The sequence below is a fragment of the Pseudomonas sp. FP597 genome (genome assembly GCF_030687435.1).
In the GTDB taxonomy this organism is placed as follows: domain Bacteria; phylum Pseudomonadota; class Gammaproteobacteria; order Pseudomonadales; family Pseudomonadaceae; genus Aquipseudomonas; species Aquipseudomonas lactucae.
This window is the reverse complement of sequence record NZ_CP117432.1, coordinates 5,520,025-5,533,560: the sequence shown is the minus strand read 5'-3', so window position 1 is coordinate 5,533,560 and position 13,536 is coordinate 5,520,025. Positions and strand designations below refer to the sequence as shown.

Below are 13,536 nucleotides of genomic sequence, written 5' to 3'. Positions count from 1 at the left end.
CCAGAACCGTGCCACTCACGCTGCCACCTCAACCTGGGTGAATTGCTCGGCACGCTTGCGGCAGTCGGCTTCGAAGATGTTGGCGAAGCTGATGATCAGCGATTGTTCCTCGCGCTTGAGGTTCTCCCACCTCTCGCCGTTTTGGGCGCAGCGAATCAGCAGTTCACCCACCTCAAAACCGTCGTCGATAAGGTATTCACGGTCCTGGTCGATCAGGCACTGCTCGTCATTTTCCAGTAATTGCAGGAAGCCCTCGGCTGCATAGACATAGTTGCGCTTGGCGAGGACATCGCTGGCAAGTTTGTCCAAACGGGCCTCGTCGGTAGGCAACAGTTTTTCGAGGTCGGTGAGCACCTTGGCCTCCTCGACCGGCAGTGGTTCCAGCTTCGCTAAATTGTTCAGGCGCTTGACGATCACCTGGTCGCGGGACACGCGCTTGCCCAACTCCTCCCAGGTGTCTTGATGCTGCTTTAGGTCCAAGCCCCACACGTTGATCATCTCTTCGAACACGAACGGGATCACCGGCTTGCCGAATCGAGCGGTGGTCAAGCCGTCGAGGCGCTCCATGGCATCGTCATCGAGTTCGGCGTGGCCTTCTATCAACTGGCTGGCGATCTGAATGATGAACAGCGGCTCATCCAGCACATTGTGAATTTCTTTAACGTGCTCCATCTGCTCTTCGTACAGGGGCAGCAGTTTCTGCACGGCTCGAATGCGCAGGTAGTGCTCGAAGTTGACGAACGCTTCATCCTCGACCAGTCGGCTGATCCGAGCACGAACCAGCTCGTAGCGGTTGCTCATGGCCAGGCCTTCGAGCGCTTGGCGTCCCGTTTCATCCACGTGCTCCATCGCGGCTTCGAGGTCGGCGGCACGCTGTTCGGCTTCTTTGACTTCCTGATCGTTAAGCAGATGGCGCTTGATGTCGCGGGCGCGGGCGATAACCCATTTGATCGCCGCATCGACCTTGGCTACAAGCGGATGGTTATCCAGATGCTCCAAGACAGCCAGTGCCTTGTCGAGCGCCATGCTGATGCCCTGAACCCAAGGGATTGGCACATTCGCCGCGATGGTTCTCAGTACCATACGGGCTTTGGAGATATAGGGCTTGGCGGCCTTGTATAGACGCTTGACTTCACCAACGAAGGTTTCGGCCTTGTCAGCCAGCCAGTTGACCGCCTCTACGACCTTCTCCTTGACCACCTGAACCGCTTTGCTGACAAAACCTTTGATCTTGCTCAACCAGCCCATTACCCGTCACTCCTTGAGTTCACGCCCAACAATTTGCGTGCGATATCGGTACGCCCGGTCTGTTCGCCAGGTGTAGAAACTTGTATGTCATTGCGTGCCAGGAGCAATTGCTCGATGGCGCCGAGCACATGCTCAGGCGTCAGCCGTCCACCGCCGCCTTCCAGCAAGGGTTTGGGTAACGCCAGACGCAGGCAGGTGCGGATTTCCCGGCCAGAGAGACCGGCAGAGGGCTGTACTAGCGCCTCAATCAGATCTTCGCGCACCAGGCTCAGAGGGATACCTTGGACCAGCAGCTTGGCCCAGATCGCTCGACGTTCATCATCACCTGGAAGCTCGAAATGAATATGCTGAGATATGCGGCTGACGAACGCCGAGTCGTAATTGCGAGCGAAGTTGCTGGCGAAAATCACGATCCCGGGGTGTTTCTCCAACTCGATCAGCAGGGTCGAGCGCATCGCGTTGACTTCATTGTCGATGCCCTGGGTCACTGAGGATAGGCGACGACCGAGCAGCGTATCGGCTTCATCGAGAAACAGCACCGCGTCCTCGTTGCGCGCTGCGGCAAACAGGCTGACGATGTTCTTCGAGGTGTCCCCCATGAACTTGCTTTCCAGGTCAGCGATGCTGGCATTGATCAGCCGCTTGCCGATACTGCCGGCGAACGCTTCGGCGGTGAGGGTCTTGCCGGTCCCTGGAGCGCCATGAAAATTGAGCAGCGTGCCTCTGCCGTTTGGGTCGACCTGCGCGAAACCCCAGGTCTCATAGATGACGTCGTGATAGCGAATCTTGACTAAAGCCTCATCCAGTTGCTGACGATTACTGGCCGAGAGCACCACGTCCCGCTCAAGGGTGAAGCGCGGTTCGCTGCTGCGTTGCGGTGCACACGCGTCAGCTAGGGCGTCGGGAGCGACGAGTTCAGGACGAAGGTTTTTGTACAGGTATTCTCTGGAAGACATGCTCAGCTCTGCCTCAGGTTAGGGGGCAGGCAGATGACCAGGCCTGAGGGCGAATGGCTGAGCAGAGCAAATGTGCGGCGCAGGGGAATGTTCACACGAGAATTCCATTTGTCGAGGTGATGGGTGCGAAATGAATTGTGGCCATTTGCCTGTATCGACCCGCTGCGACGGTACTTGAGGTGGATGTAAAAGAAAAGCGCGTCGGATTCTGAACAAAGCAGGGTTGTTGACTATCCCGAGCAAGGGCATGGTGCAAATCACCGACCGTGGTCGGCAAGCGCTGGCCAACGGCCCTGCGCGCATCACCGTGACTTGGCTGAAGCAGTTTCCTGAGTTCGCCGATTTCCATACCGCCAAACCCCAGACCACCGAGGTGCTGAGCGTGATGGGGGGGGGCTGTGGATCGCGCCGAAACGACCTCGGATGAGCAACTGGCTGATGCCCACCAGGCACTTATTCAGTCGCTCGCCGAAGACCTTCTGGCACAGGTGAGGGCTGCCAGTCCGATTTTCTTTGAGCAGTTGGTGGTCCATTTGATGTTGGCCATGGGCTATGGCGGCTCGCGTAAGGAAGCCGGCAAGGCAACCCAGGCTACTAATGATGATGGCATCGAGGGGATTATCCATGAGGATAAGCTCGGGCTGAACGTGATCTACCTGCAGGCCAAGCGCTGGAGCAATACAGTGCATCGGCCCGAGATTGATAAGTTTATCGGTGCGCTGACTCGGCAGCGGGCGCGTAAGGGGGTGTTTATCACCACCTCGGATTTTTCCGTGGGGGCCCGGGAGGCGACGCATGGGCTGGATATCAAAGTAGTGCTGATCGATGGGGTTGAGATGGCTCGGTTGATGGTTGAGAACAATTTGGGGGTTAGTGTTAAGTAGGTTTATGAGGTGAAGCAGCTGGATAGTGACTGCTTTTCTGGGGAGGCCGGGGTAATCTGAACTGATGGCCTAGCTAGTTGATTTAAAATAAAAAATATCGATTAAAAGATTCTTTGGAATACCATTTGGAATACCATTTGGAATACCTGGGCTTTTGGGTTGGCGGTGTTAAGGAATGGAGGATGTCCGTGTAATAGCAGTCGTTTCAGCGAGCCTACGATTCTGACGCAGAGTCGACATGGAGGCCTGCTTAATTGTTTACCTGTGCGCACGTCCAGCCTTGGTGACGGCGGGTCAGGGCCTAATGTGCGCGGAGAGCCGTAAATATGGGGCTAGAGCCTGACTATAATTATTGATCTGAACGATCGATGTCGATGCGAATAGAAGGATCCAGCAAATTGTATGAAACCTTCAAAATACTGGGGAGCAACGTTTGATGCGACGATGGATGAGTTGCTGAGTAAGCGACGGGCGTTGGCGCAGGATATGTTGAGTGGAGCTTCGGATATTCAGGTTTCGGATTTTGAGTCGTCACAGAAGGCGCGCCGAGCCCCGCCTGCTGAAAACCAGCACTGGGCGATATGTCTATTATGGGTACAGGTAAGCGGATCCTCAGCGTTGCAAATGATCAACAGCCAGCGAAGTGGTGCTTTCCTGGTGGCATAGTGGTATCGGTGCGTGAGCGGATTATTTATTTGTGCACACATCCAGTATTGGCGCCGAAAGCTCAGCGGATTATTGTGCGTGACATCCAAGTCTGCCGCCTACTTTCTGCGACTTCCCGGTTGATTGACTTGTGGTCGCGCGTGAAGACTAGAAATAAGGGCGAAATGCTAGCCCGACGAAACCGAAGTAGATAAGGTTCACCCATTAACCGCAGGTAAAGCTCCGCTTCGCTACAAGTATCTGTCGACCCCCGTCTGGCGTTGGCGCCATGGGTATTTCCCGAGGGCGTAACAGGGGGCGCCTGTGCACTTACTCTTTACTCCAGTCAGGATTGCCAATGGCCATCAAGAAATCCGATCTTTACTCCTCTCTCTGGGCCTCGTGCGACGAGCTGCGCGGTGGGATGGATGCCAGCCAGTACAAGGACTACGTCCTGTTCATGCTGTTTATCAAGTACATCTCCGACAAATACGGCAACTCGGATGACTTCGCGTCACCGGTCAACATCCCGGCGGGAGCCAGCTTTAAAGACATGATCGCCCTCAAGGGCAAGGCCAATATCGGCGATAAGATCAACACACAGATCATCCAGCCGTTAATCAATGCCAACACCCGGCTTGCGCGCAGTGACTTCCCCGATTTCAACGACCCGAGCAAGCTTGGCGAAGGGAATGACATGGTGGAAAGGCTTACCAATTTGGTGGCCATCTTCGAGAAGCCCGAGCTAGATTTCTCGAAGAATCGTGCAGACAACGACGACATCCTCGGCGATGCGTATGAGTACCTGATGCGCCATTTTGCAAGTCTGAGCGGGAAGAGCAAAGGGCAGTTTTACACTCCCTCCGAGGTCAGCCGTATCATCGCAAAGGTCATTGGTATCAACCCGGACAATGCAGTGGCTGCCACGACTGTGTATGACCCTACTTGTGGTTCAGGCTCACTGTTGCTGAAAGTGGCTGACCAGGCGGGCAAGCACATCACCCTGGAAGGGCAGGAGATGGACGTGACCACCGCCGGTCTTGCCCGTATGAACATGATCCTGCATGACTTTCCGACCGCAAACATTCTGCCGGGCAACACGTTGTCCTCGCCGAAATTCAAGGATGGCGAGCAACTGCGTACATATGACTACGTAGTGGCTAATCCGCCATTTTCGGTCAAGACCTGGAGCGTCGGCCTGACGCCTTCCAAAGATCCCTATCAGCGCTTTTCCTGGGGAGAGCCGCCGGCCAAACAGGGTGACTATGCGTTTTTGTTGCACATTATCCGTTCGATGAAAAGTACCGGAAAAGGCGCCTGCATTCTGCCCCACGGCGTGCTGTTTCGAGGCAATGCCGAGGGGGTGATCCGTGAGCAGTTGGTACGCTCTGGCTACCTCAAGGCCATTATCGGTCTGCCGGCCAACCTGTTTTATGGTACCGGTATTCCCGCCTGTATTTTGGTGCTGGACAAGGAGAATGCTAGCTCCCGCGAAGGCATTTTCATGATTGATGCCGCCAAGGGCTTTATCAAGGACGGCCCGAAGAACCGCCTGCGCGATCAGGATGTGCACAAGATCGTCGATACCTTTATCCGAATGGCCGACGTGCCGCGTTACGCACGCATGGTCTCCTTCAACGAGATCAGCGATCCGAAGAATGACTTCAACCTGAACTTGCCGCGCTATATCGACAGCACCGAACCGGAAGACATTCAGGACATCGACGGTCACTTGCGTGGCGGCATCCCGGAGCGTGATATCGATGCGCTCCATAGCTACTGGCAGATCATGCCAGCCCTGCGCGCGGCCCTGTTCAAACCGGCCAGTCACCCCGGTTATTTTGAGCTGGTCAGCCTTGGAGTGAAGCCGGTTATTTTCGGCCACCCGCAGTTCACAGCCTTCAAGGCTGGTGTGGATACCCTGTACCGCCAATGGCTTACCAGTAGCGCCCCGCAACTGAAAGGTTTTGCTGCCGATGAGGACAGTAGCCATCCTAAGGCGTTGATCGCCACGCTGTCCGAAGACCTGCTCAGCGCCTTTGCCAAAGCGCCCTTGCTCGACTATTACGACATCTACCAGCACCTTATGGATTACTGGGCCGAGACCATGCAGGACGACTGCTACCTGATCAGTGCCGACGGCTGGAAGGCCGGCGCTCAGGTGCGTGAAATCCTCAAGGTAAAAGATAAGAACAACAAGCTAGCCTGGGCCGAGAAACATGATTACTGCCAAGGCAAGCGCCGCTTTAAGTCCGACCTGATTCCGGTCGAGATACTGATTGCCCGTTATTTCATGGCCGAGCGCAGTGCCATTGAAGGCCTTGAAGCCCAGTTGGCCAGCGTTGAGCAGAGCATGAGTGAAATGCTCGAAGAGTATAGCGGTGAGGATGGCTCGCTTAGCGAGGTGATCGAGGGAGAGGGTGACAAGCAGAAGGTCACCGCAAAAGCGATTCGAGCACGTCAACGCGAGATCGGTAAAGATCCGGATTATGAGGATGAACTCAAAGTATTGGCCGAGTACGATGCGTTGCTTGATAAGCAAAGCATCCTCAAGGCCAGACTTAAAAAGGAAGAGGAAGGCCTGGACAACAAGATCCATGCTAAATACCCGCTGCTTCGCGAGGACGAAATCAAAACCCTGGTGGTGGACGATAAGTGGCTGGCTACCCTGGCCGTTACGGTACAGGGTGAACTGGATCGCGTTTCGCAAACTCTGACTGGGCGCATCCGCGAGCTAAGTGAGCGCTACGCCATCCCGTTGCCGCAGCTCACCGTTGAAGTCGCTATGCTGGCTAGCCGTGTGGAAGAACATCTGAAAAGGATGGGGGCTGTATGGCACTGAAGCCAGGCTATAAGAAAACAGAAGTGGGTGTCATCCCCGAGGAGTGGGAGGTGAGGGCTCTAGGTGAGCTCGCCGCTGTCACCGCAGGTGGAACACCTAGTCGGACGAATAGTCAATACTGGGGCGGTGATATTCCTTGGGTTACAACCTCAGAGGTTGATGCCTGCACGATCACTCATGTTGAGCAGTTCATTACTAAGGAAGGACTCAGCAATTCTGCAGCAAAGCTGCTGCCACGTGGAACGCTTCTGATGGCGCTATACGGTCAAGGAAAGACACGTGGAAAGGTCGGCATTCTTGGCATTGATGCCGCCACGAACCAAGCGTGTGCAGCCATTTCCCTACATTACGGAGTTTCTCGTGAGTTCATCTTCTACCTTCTTGCGAGCCAATACGACACCATAAGGAATCTCAGCAATACAGGGAATCAAGAGAATCTCAACGGATCACTCGTCCGTTCGATTTCTCTCCTTTTGCCAACTGAGGCCGAACAACAGGCCATCGCGGTAGCGTTGGGTGATGTGGATGCGCTGCTAGGTGCGCTGGAGCGGCTCATCACTAAGAAGCGAGACCTCAAACAGGCCACCAAGCAACAACTCCTCACCGGGCAAACTCGTCTCCCCGGTTTTAGCGGGGAGTGGGAGGAAACGACTTTGGGGGCGATTGGTGAGTGCATCATTGGTTTAACCTACGACCCGAATAATGTTGTCGAACATGGACTTCTGGTTTTGCGATCGTCGAATGTTCAAGGAGGACGACTGGCTTACGACAACAACGTTTATGTTGATATTGAAGTTAATGAGCGCCTCATCACGAGGCCAGGCGACATCCTTATTTGTGTGCGAAATGGCAGCCGAACGCTCATAGGTAAGAGCGCCGTGATCGACGAATACGCTGCGGGGACAACCTTTGGAGCTTTCATGACGGTGTATCGTACGTCGCATTGGCGATTCATTTCACACGCTTTTCAATCTGAAAATATTCAACGGCAGATTCGCGACAATATCGGTGCAACTATCAACCAGATTACGAACAAGGATATGAAGGCTCTTCGTCTGAAGCTTCCATCTTCCTGCGAGCAAACCGCCATTGCAGCCGTGCTGTCTGATATGGACGCAGAGCTTGCCATGCTGGAACGGCGCCTGGCCAAAACCCGCGCCCTCAAGCAAGGCATGATGCAAGAACTGCTCACCGGAAGAACCCGACTGCTATGACCAACCCGAGCATGGAAGCGATTCAAACGCCGCCGGCTATTGTACTATCGAGCAAGATCATCAGCGTTTACGAACTGCCCAAGGATTCTGCGCTGGATATCCCACAGTATCAGTACCCCTACAAGTGGGCTGGCAAGCATATCAATCAGTTGTTCTCCGATATTGCCATCCATAAGGACAAGTCTGCCTACCACTTGGTTACCATCTTGTTTCATCATGATCGTGAGATAAAAAACATCGTCGATGGCCAGCAGCGGACCATTAGCCTGCTGCTGGCGGCCCGTGCGTTGATTCAGCGGAACAAGGAAAAAAAGCTCGAACGCAAAGACTTGCAGGAGAGCTTGCTCACGCTTGAACAAGCGCTGGTAAACCCCTGCTTTACCAGCGAGATATCGCAGAAGAACATCCGTAGCAATTACCTTGAGGTGGCCCGCATTGTTTCCCGTGCGGACTTACCGAGGCGCATATCGACTTCTTCCTTAACAAGTGTCAGGTCGTGATCGTGGCGCTTAACGATATATCGGAAGCCTTCCAGTTTTTCGAATCGCAGAAAGCGCGTGGCCGGGACCTGGAGCCCCATGATCTGCTCAAGGCTTACCATATACGTGAGTTCAGTCAGCGTGACGAACAGTTGAAGGCGGCCACAGTAGCGCGCTGGGAAAGCAGTGATACCAATGTGTTAGTCGCGCTGTTCTCGCAGTACCTGTACCGTAAATCCTACGAATTCACCTTCCCTAGTTCGGTTGAGCATTACTATCCGCTGCATCCGCTAGATGGACAGATTCCTCCGGATGCTGACACGCTTAACTCGTTCGGCAATCTGTGCCAGATCAGCCACAGGAAGAATTTTCGCTTGAGAAATTTCGTGCCTGCGGCGAAGAAAGAGTTTTATAAGAATAACTCCATCGATAGCGTTAAACAGTATCTTATGATGGAAACAGAATCTTGGGGTGTCGGCGTCATACGTGCTCACTCCGAACAAATGAATAACGTATTGCTCAACAGTCTCGTCAGCAAACACGAGCCCGAGTAAACCCTGCAGGATGCATCTGATGACTCAACAACCTCGCTCCGAACGTCGCACCCAGAATCGTATTGTGGCCTTGTTTACGGATAAGTCGCGGTCTGATTGTCTTGATTACAACTACCTGGGCGAGTGGAGCAAGCGTGGGCAAAATCGCAACATTGAAGTTGAGCTGTTGCAGGCAAACCTGAAGCAGCGGGGTTACTCCGATGCGAAAATATCAGCAGCGTTGCAAAAGCTTATGACTGCAGCTGATTCCACTGGCATCACGCTGTATCAGGCTAATTTGCGTACCTACCAGCTGCTGCGTTACGGCGTACCGGTACAGGTAGCCGTTGGGCAAGCCCACGAAACGGTGCATCTGATTGATTGGGAGCACCCTGAGCACAATGATTTTGCCATTGCTGAAGAAGTGACTTTGCGCGGTGGCTATGAGCGCCGCCCTGATTTGGTGATTTACCTGAACGGTATCGCCATCGGCGTGATTGAGCTCAAGCGCAGTTCGGTAGAGGTGGCCGATGGTATTAACCAACTGATCACCAACCAGGAGGAAATCTTCAACAAGGGTTTCTTCAGTACAGTGCAGTTGGTCTTCGCTGGCAGTGACTCTCAGGGCTTGCGCTACGGCACCGCGACTACCCGCGCCGAGTTTTTTGTCGAGTGGAAGGCGCCTTCCCTGAACGCTGGGCCTGAAGAGCTGAATACCCTGCGGGAGATGCCTGCTCGCTACCAAGTACCAACGGGTGCAGAAGTGCCACGGTCTGGTTATTTGCTGGACGACCCGCTGGCACAGATGTGTGAGAAGTCTCGTGTTCTCGACCTGATTCGCAACTTCATCATCTTCGATGCGGGTATCAAAAAGGTGCCGCGCCCTCACCAATACGCTGCAGTGAAGGCCGCGCAGGATCGGGTTCGACGTAAAGAGGGGGGGGTTATCTGGCATACCCAGGGTAGTGGTAAGAGCATTCTGATGGTGCTGATCGCCAAGTGGTTGCTGGAGCATGATCCTGAGGCGCGCATTCTGGTCATCACGGATCGCGATGAGCTGGACAGGCAAATATCCGGGGTGATGCGTAATGCTGGGGTAATCGGTAACGACTCGCCCTCGCCACGCATTACCTCCCGCGCCGATCTTGTACAGAAGCTCTCAGCTGCCGCACCGCGTTTGCTTTGCGCATTGCTGCATAAGTTTGAGCCTGATTTGAGCGTACCGCCACCGCTCATGCATGGGTGCTTCTATGTATTCGTAGATGAATGTCACCGCACCCAGGGCGGTGACATGAACAAGCAAATGAAGCAGTGGCTGTCCAATGCCCTGTTTATTGGCTTTACCGGTACACCGCTGTTGCGTAAGGACAAACAGACTACGCGCGATGTATTTGGCACTTACATCCATACCTACAAATTCCACGAAGCCGTGGCGGATAAGGTCGTGTTGGACCTTAAGTATGAAGCGCGCGACGTACCGCAGCGATTGACTTCGCGGGACGGAATCGATGCGTGGTTTGAACGAGCAACCAAAGCGCTGAACAATTACCAGAAATCGATCCTGCGCAAACGATGGGCCACCATGGAGTCGCTCATGAGTGCTGGTGAGCGTAAGCAGCGCATCGTCGCTAGTATCATTGAGGATTTTGGCCTAAAGCCTCGACTGAACAATGACCGAGGGACGGCCATTCTGGTGGCCGCCAGCATCTACGATGCCTGTCACTACTTCCGGTTGTTTAAGAACACCTATTTCGGCACGTATTGCGGCATCGTTACGTCCTATGAGCCGAACCACAACGCAATTTCCCGCGAACCGAAGCAAAGCGATGAGCGTTACAAGTTCGATACCTACACGCAGTACGTGCTGAAGCCGAGCCAGACCACCACCGCTTATGAAGAAGAGATCAAGCGTCGCTTCATTGAGGAACCGGCCAACCTGAAGCTACTCATCGTGGTCAGCAAGCTGCTGACTGGCTTCGATGCACCTAGTTGCTCCTACATCTATCTGGATAACGAGCTGCGCGACCATAACCTGTTCCAGGCAATTTGCCGCACCAATCGGCTCGACGGTGATGACAAGGACTTTGGCTATATCGTCGATTTCAAAGAGCTGTTCGGCGACGTACAAGATGCCATTTCGGTGTACACCTCTGACGAGCTGGATGTCGACGCAGGCAGCGGGGGCAATAACAACGTTGAGTTGAAGAACTGGCTGGTCGAAGGGAAAAAGCAACTGGACGCCTCCCGCGAGGCATTGAGTTACTTGTGCGACCCCGTGGCACCACCGCGCGAGATTGAGCAGTTTATCCACTACTTCTGTGGTGTTGCCGCTAACACCAATGGGCTGGATGAGACCGAAGCACTGCGGGTGTCCTTCTACAAGGCGGTGGCTTCATTTGTGCGGGCGTTTGCCGACTTGGCGCAGAACCTCATCGAAGCCGGTTACTCGGCTGCTGAAGCCGGCATGCTTCAGACAGAAGTGCAGTTCTACGCTGACCTTCGTGAGGCTATAAAGAACCATTCCGGCGAGGAGCTGGACATCAAGCCTTTCGAAGCGGACATGCGGCATCTGCTCAATACCTATATTCAGGCAGACCCTGCCGACCCGATGAACACGGCCGATAATTTCTCACTGGTTGAGCTGATTGTTCAGACTGGCGTTCACGATGCCATCGCCAAAAAGCTCAACGCCAAAGGCAACCTCCCCAAGGGGGCGATTGCCGAAGGTATTATCAACAACGTACGGAAGACCATCATTCGAGAGCAACTGACAGACCCGAAGTTCTACGAGGGTATGTCCCGGTTGCTTGAGGATCTGATCAAACAGAGCCGTGACGATGCAGCCGCTTACGAGGAATTTTTGCGCAAGGCTGAGGCGCTGGTTAAACAGTTGGGACAGAAAGGGCCAGGTAACTCCCCAGCTGCACTTAACGGCCATCGGGAAGCGATTGTGCTTTTTAATAACCTGGACAGCATTGCAACGACCACCTTCCTGTGCCCGAAAGATGAAGGGGCAAAGGTGAAACTGGCTCTGGATATTGATCTGGCCATGCGCGGATCGGCTCCTGCATCCTGGCGGGGAGATCCTGCGCGGGAAGCGCAGGTTCTTAATGCGCTGTTCCCGCTGATGGGGCGTGACCGTGTAGCGACTTCGGCAATATTCGAGATCATCAAGAACCAACAAGGATATTGATGTACGAGATTATTGAGCTGGGTGACATTTCAATTTCTGTAACCAGGAAAGACATTAAGAATGTCCACCTGAGTGTGCACCCGCCCGAGGGGCGGGTAACGTTAGCCGCCCCAACAAGCACGCGGCTTGAAGTCGCTCGAGCTTATGCTATTTCTAGGCTAGGTTGGATTCGCGAGCAGCAGCGGAAACTGCAGGCGCAGGCGCGTGAAGCGCCGCGTCAGTTTGTGGAAAGAGAAAGCCACTATGTCTGGGGTCGACGCTACCTGATGGTGGTTAACAACCGGGACGCCAAACCATCAGTGGTGCTCGACCACAAACGCATTACCTTAACTGTTCGCCCAGGCAGCGATGCACAAAAACGCGCAGAAGTGATGCATGAATGGCAGAAGCTGCAAATGCACGCCGTTGTGCCTGCACTGATCAGGAAATGGGAGTGCAAGCTGAAGGTGAAGGTGGCTGGTTATTACCTGCAGCGGATGAAAACCAAGTGGGGCAGCTGTAACCATCAAGCAGGTAACATTCGACTGAACACCGAGCTGGTGAAGAAGCCGAAAGACCTGCTTGAATACGTGGTCGTCCACGAGATGGTTCACCTGCTCGAACCCACCCACAACGATCGCTTTATCTATATCCTAGGGGAGCATTTTCCAACGTGGCGTGAGGCCCGTGCCGAGCTGAATGAGTTGCCGTTGGCTGCTGAGGTTTGGAAAGAGTGAGGTTGCACCAGCCTGATTGTAAGTGCGACTGGTGGGCTAGGCTAGGACTCGCCGAATATCACATCGAGCAGCTCTCGAACTCTCCCTAATCGCTTCCAGAGCAATAGAGTTGTTAGTCGATAGTAATACCGGGCGGCGTCGGTATGTCTTTCAGGTGCTGAGTGAGAAACCAGCGCAAATGCTTGAGCTGCCAGGTCCAAGGATTATCTCGCTGCCATCGCTGTTGAATGGCAACTTGCATGATTCGGGCTTGTCGTAGGTGGCGTTGCTGAGTGGCATTGGAGCCAGTCAGTACGCCGCTCAGGAACAGCGCCATATCGAAGGGCTTGATCACGCCCGACCTCCAATGTAGGCCGAAACCACATCGATCCGGTTGTGTCCAAGCTCAAGGCTGATCTGTTGGCGCGCCAGTTGATCAAGGTCGCGGTCAACGCGATAGCAGTGGCCACGATTCACCGGGGCGGCAAGGCCCGTGAGCTGCTCGTAACGCTCGCAAGCGTAGGCCCTCGACCGGGGCAATCTGAATTGCCCCTTTATGCTTTTGATTATTATGACATTATTATTTTTGTATTTTTGTGGGAGTACCATTTGGAATACCTCGCCAGACAGCGGTGCCATGACCCGGCACCTACAATTTTGCTTCGTATTCATTATTAGCGATGATCTTTCGTTGCGGTCGTTATACACGCTGAGGTCGAAAAAAGCTCGAAGGTGGTGACAGGCCGTGGCGGACAAAGTTCGAACTTTCTCACAAAGCGGAACGAATATTTCGATTCGTTAAAATATCGATGTAATATATAAGAGTTACATATTTTGTGATCTTGTG

The 13,536-nt window shown here is 54.0% G+C and carries 11 protein-coding genes and 2 pseudogenes; 9 read left to right on the top strand and 4 right to left on the bottom strand.

What is annotated here, in order from left to right; translation table 11 throughout:
• Positions 1 to 15 precede the first annotated feature (15 nt).
• A complete protein-coding gene (locus PSH66_RS25370; protein WP_305427847.1) occupies positions 16 to 1,248 on the bottom strand; it encodes a hypothetical protein in 1,233 nt (410 codons plus the stop codon).
• Positions 1,248 to 2,204 carry an ATP-binding protein gene (locus PSH66_RS25365; RefSeq protein WP_003176177.1) on the bottom strand — a complete coding sequence of 319 codons (957 nt, stop codon included), beginning with the start codon at positions 2,202 to 2,204 and terminating at the stop codon, positions 1,248 to 1,250. Before PSH66_RS25365 ends, PSH66_RS25370 begins: the two co-directional genes overlap by 1 nt.
• Before the next feature lie 226 nt (positions 2,205 to 2,430).
• On the opposite strand from PSH66_RS25365, the gene PSH66_RS25360 reads away from it, so the two are divergent.
• From PSH66_RS25360 to PSH66_RS25320, 9 genes are all read left to right on the top strand, one after another.
• The gene (locus PSH66_RS25360; protein ID WP_305427846.1) at positions 2,431 to 2,631 is read left to right on the top strand and encodes a hypothetical protein; all 201 of its coding nucleotides are present in this window, start codon (positions 2,431 to 2,433) and stop codon (positions 2,629 to 2,631) included.
• Positions 2,603 to 3,088, top strand: a complete 486-nt coding sequence (locus PSH66_RS25355; protein ID WP_305427845.1) for a restriction endonuclease — start codon at positions 2,603 to 2,605, stop codon at positions 3,086 to 3,088. The genes PSH66_RS25360 and PSH66_RS25355 overlap by 29 nt, the downstream gene beginning before the upstream one ends.
• Positions 3,089 to 3,490: 402 nt before the next feature.
• On the top strand, positions 3,491 to 3,754 hold the full coding sequence (locus PSH66_RS25350) for a hypothetical protein (RefSeq protein ID WP_305427844.1): 264 nt from the start codon (positions 3,491 to 3,493) through the stop codon (positions 3,752 to 3,754).
• 337 nt (positions 3,755 to 4,091) lie between these two features.
• Entirely contained in the window at positions 4,092 to 6,575 is a 2,484-nt protein-coding gene (locus tag PSH66_RS25345) for a class I SAM-dependent DNA methyltransferase (RefSeq protein WP_305427843.1), read from the top strand.
• Positions 6,566 to 7,789 (top strand): restriction endonuclease subunit S, encoded by a 1,224-nt coding sequence (locus tag PSH66_RS25340; RefSeq protein WP_305427842.1) that lies wholly within the window; start codon positions 6,566 to 6,568, stop codon positions 7,787 to 7,789. Before PSH66_RS25345 ends, PSH66_RS25340 begins: the two co-directional genes overlap by 10 nt.
• Entirely contained in the window at positions 7,786 to 8,289 is a 504-nt protein-coding gene (locus PSH66_RS25335; RefSeq protein ID WP_305427841.1) for a DUF262 domain-containing protein, read from the top strand. Before PSH66_RS25340 ends, PSH66_RS25335 begins: the two co-directional genes overlap by 4 nt.
• A 2-nt stretch (positions 8,290 to 8,291) precedes the next feature.
• Positions 8,292 to 8,822, top strand: a complete 531-nt coding sequence (locus tag PSH66_RS25330) for a DUF1524 domain-containing protein (protein WP_305427840.1) — start codon at positions 8,292 to 8,294, stop codon at positions 8,820 to 8,822.
• A gap of 19 nt (positions 8,823 to 8,841) precedes the next feature.
• A complete protein-coding gene (locus tag PSH66_RS25325; protein WP_305427839.1) occupies positions 8,842 to 11,994 on the top strand; it encodes a type I restriction endonuclease subunit R in 3,153 nt (1,050 codons plus the stop codon).
• Complete coding sequence (locus PSH66_RS25320; protein WP_305427838.1) at positions 11,994 to 12,710, top strand: M48 family metallopeptidase; 717 nt, start codon at positions 11,994 to 11,996, stop codon at positions 12,708 to 12,710. The genes PSH66_RS25325 and PSH66_RS25320 overlap by 1 nt, the downstream gene beginning before the upstream one ends.
• Positions 12,711 to 12,751: 41 nt before the next feature.
• On the opposite strand, the pseudogene PSH66_RS25315 reads toward PSH66_RS25320, so the two are convergent.
• Both PSH66_RS25315 and PSH66_RS25310 read right to left on the bottom strand, forming a co-directional pair.
• Positions 12,752 to 13,044: pseudogene (locus tag PSH66_RS25315) on the bottom strand (hypothetical protein).
• A pseudogene (locus tag PSH66_RS25310) lies at positions 13,041 to 13,214 on the bottom strand (integrase); the annotation flags it as partial. The pseudogenes PSH66_RS25310 and PSH66_RS25315, both read right to left, overlap by 4 nt.
• Between the last annotated feature and the right edge of the window lie 322 nt (positions 13,215 to 13,536).

Bases quoted from the DNA above. Each gene is read 5' to 3' on its own strand.
- PSH66_RS25325 (WP_305427839.1), top strand. From the start codon at position 8,842: ATGACTCAACAACCTCGCTCCGAACGTCGCACCCAGAATCGTATTGTG.
- PSH66_RS25345 (WP_305427843.1), top strand. From the start codon at position 4,092: ATGGCCATCAAGAAATCCGATCTTTACTCCTCTCTCTGGGCCTCGTGC.
- PSH66_RS25320 (WP_305427838.1), top strand. From the start codon at position 11,994: ATGTACGAGATTATTGAGCTGGGTGACATTTCAATTTCTGTAACCAGG.
- PSH66_RS25365 (WP_003176177.1), bottom strand. From the start codon at position 2,204: ATGTCTTCCAGAGAATACCTGTACAAAAACCTTCGTCCTGAACTCGTC.
- PSH66_RS25340 (WP_305427842.1), top strand. From the start codon at position 6,566: ATGGCACTGAAGCCAGGCTATAAGAAAACAGAAGTGGGTGTCATCCCC.
- PSH66_RS25335 (WP_305427841.1), top strand. From the start codon at position 7,786: ATGACCAACCCGAGCATGGAAGCGATTCAAACGCCGCCGGCTATTGTA.
- PSH66_RS25350 (WP_305427844.1), top strand. From the start codon at position 3,491: ATGAAACCTTCAAAATACTGGGGAGCAACGTTTGATGCGACGATGGAT.
- PSH66_RS25370 (WP_305427847.1), bottom strand. From the start codon at position 1,248: ATGGGCTGGTTGAGCAAGATCAAAGGTTTTGTCAGCAAAGCGGTTCAG.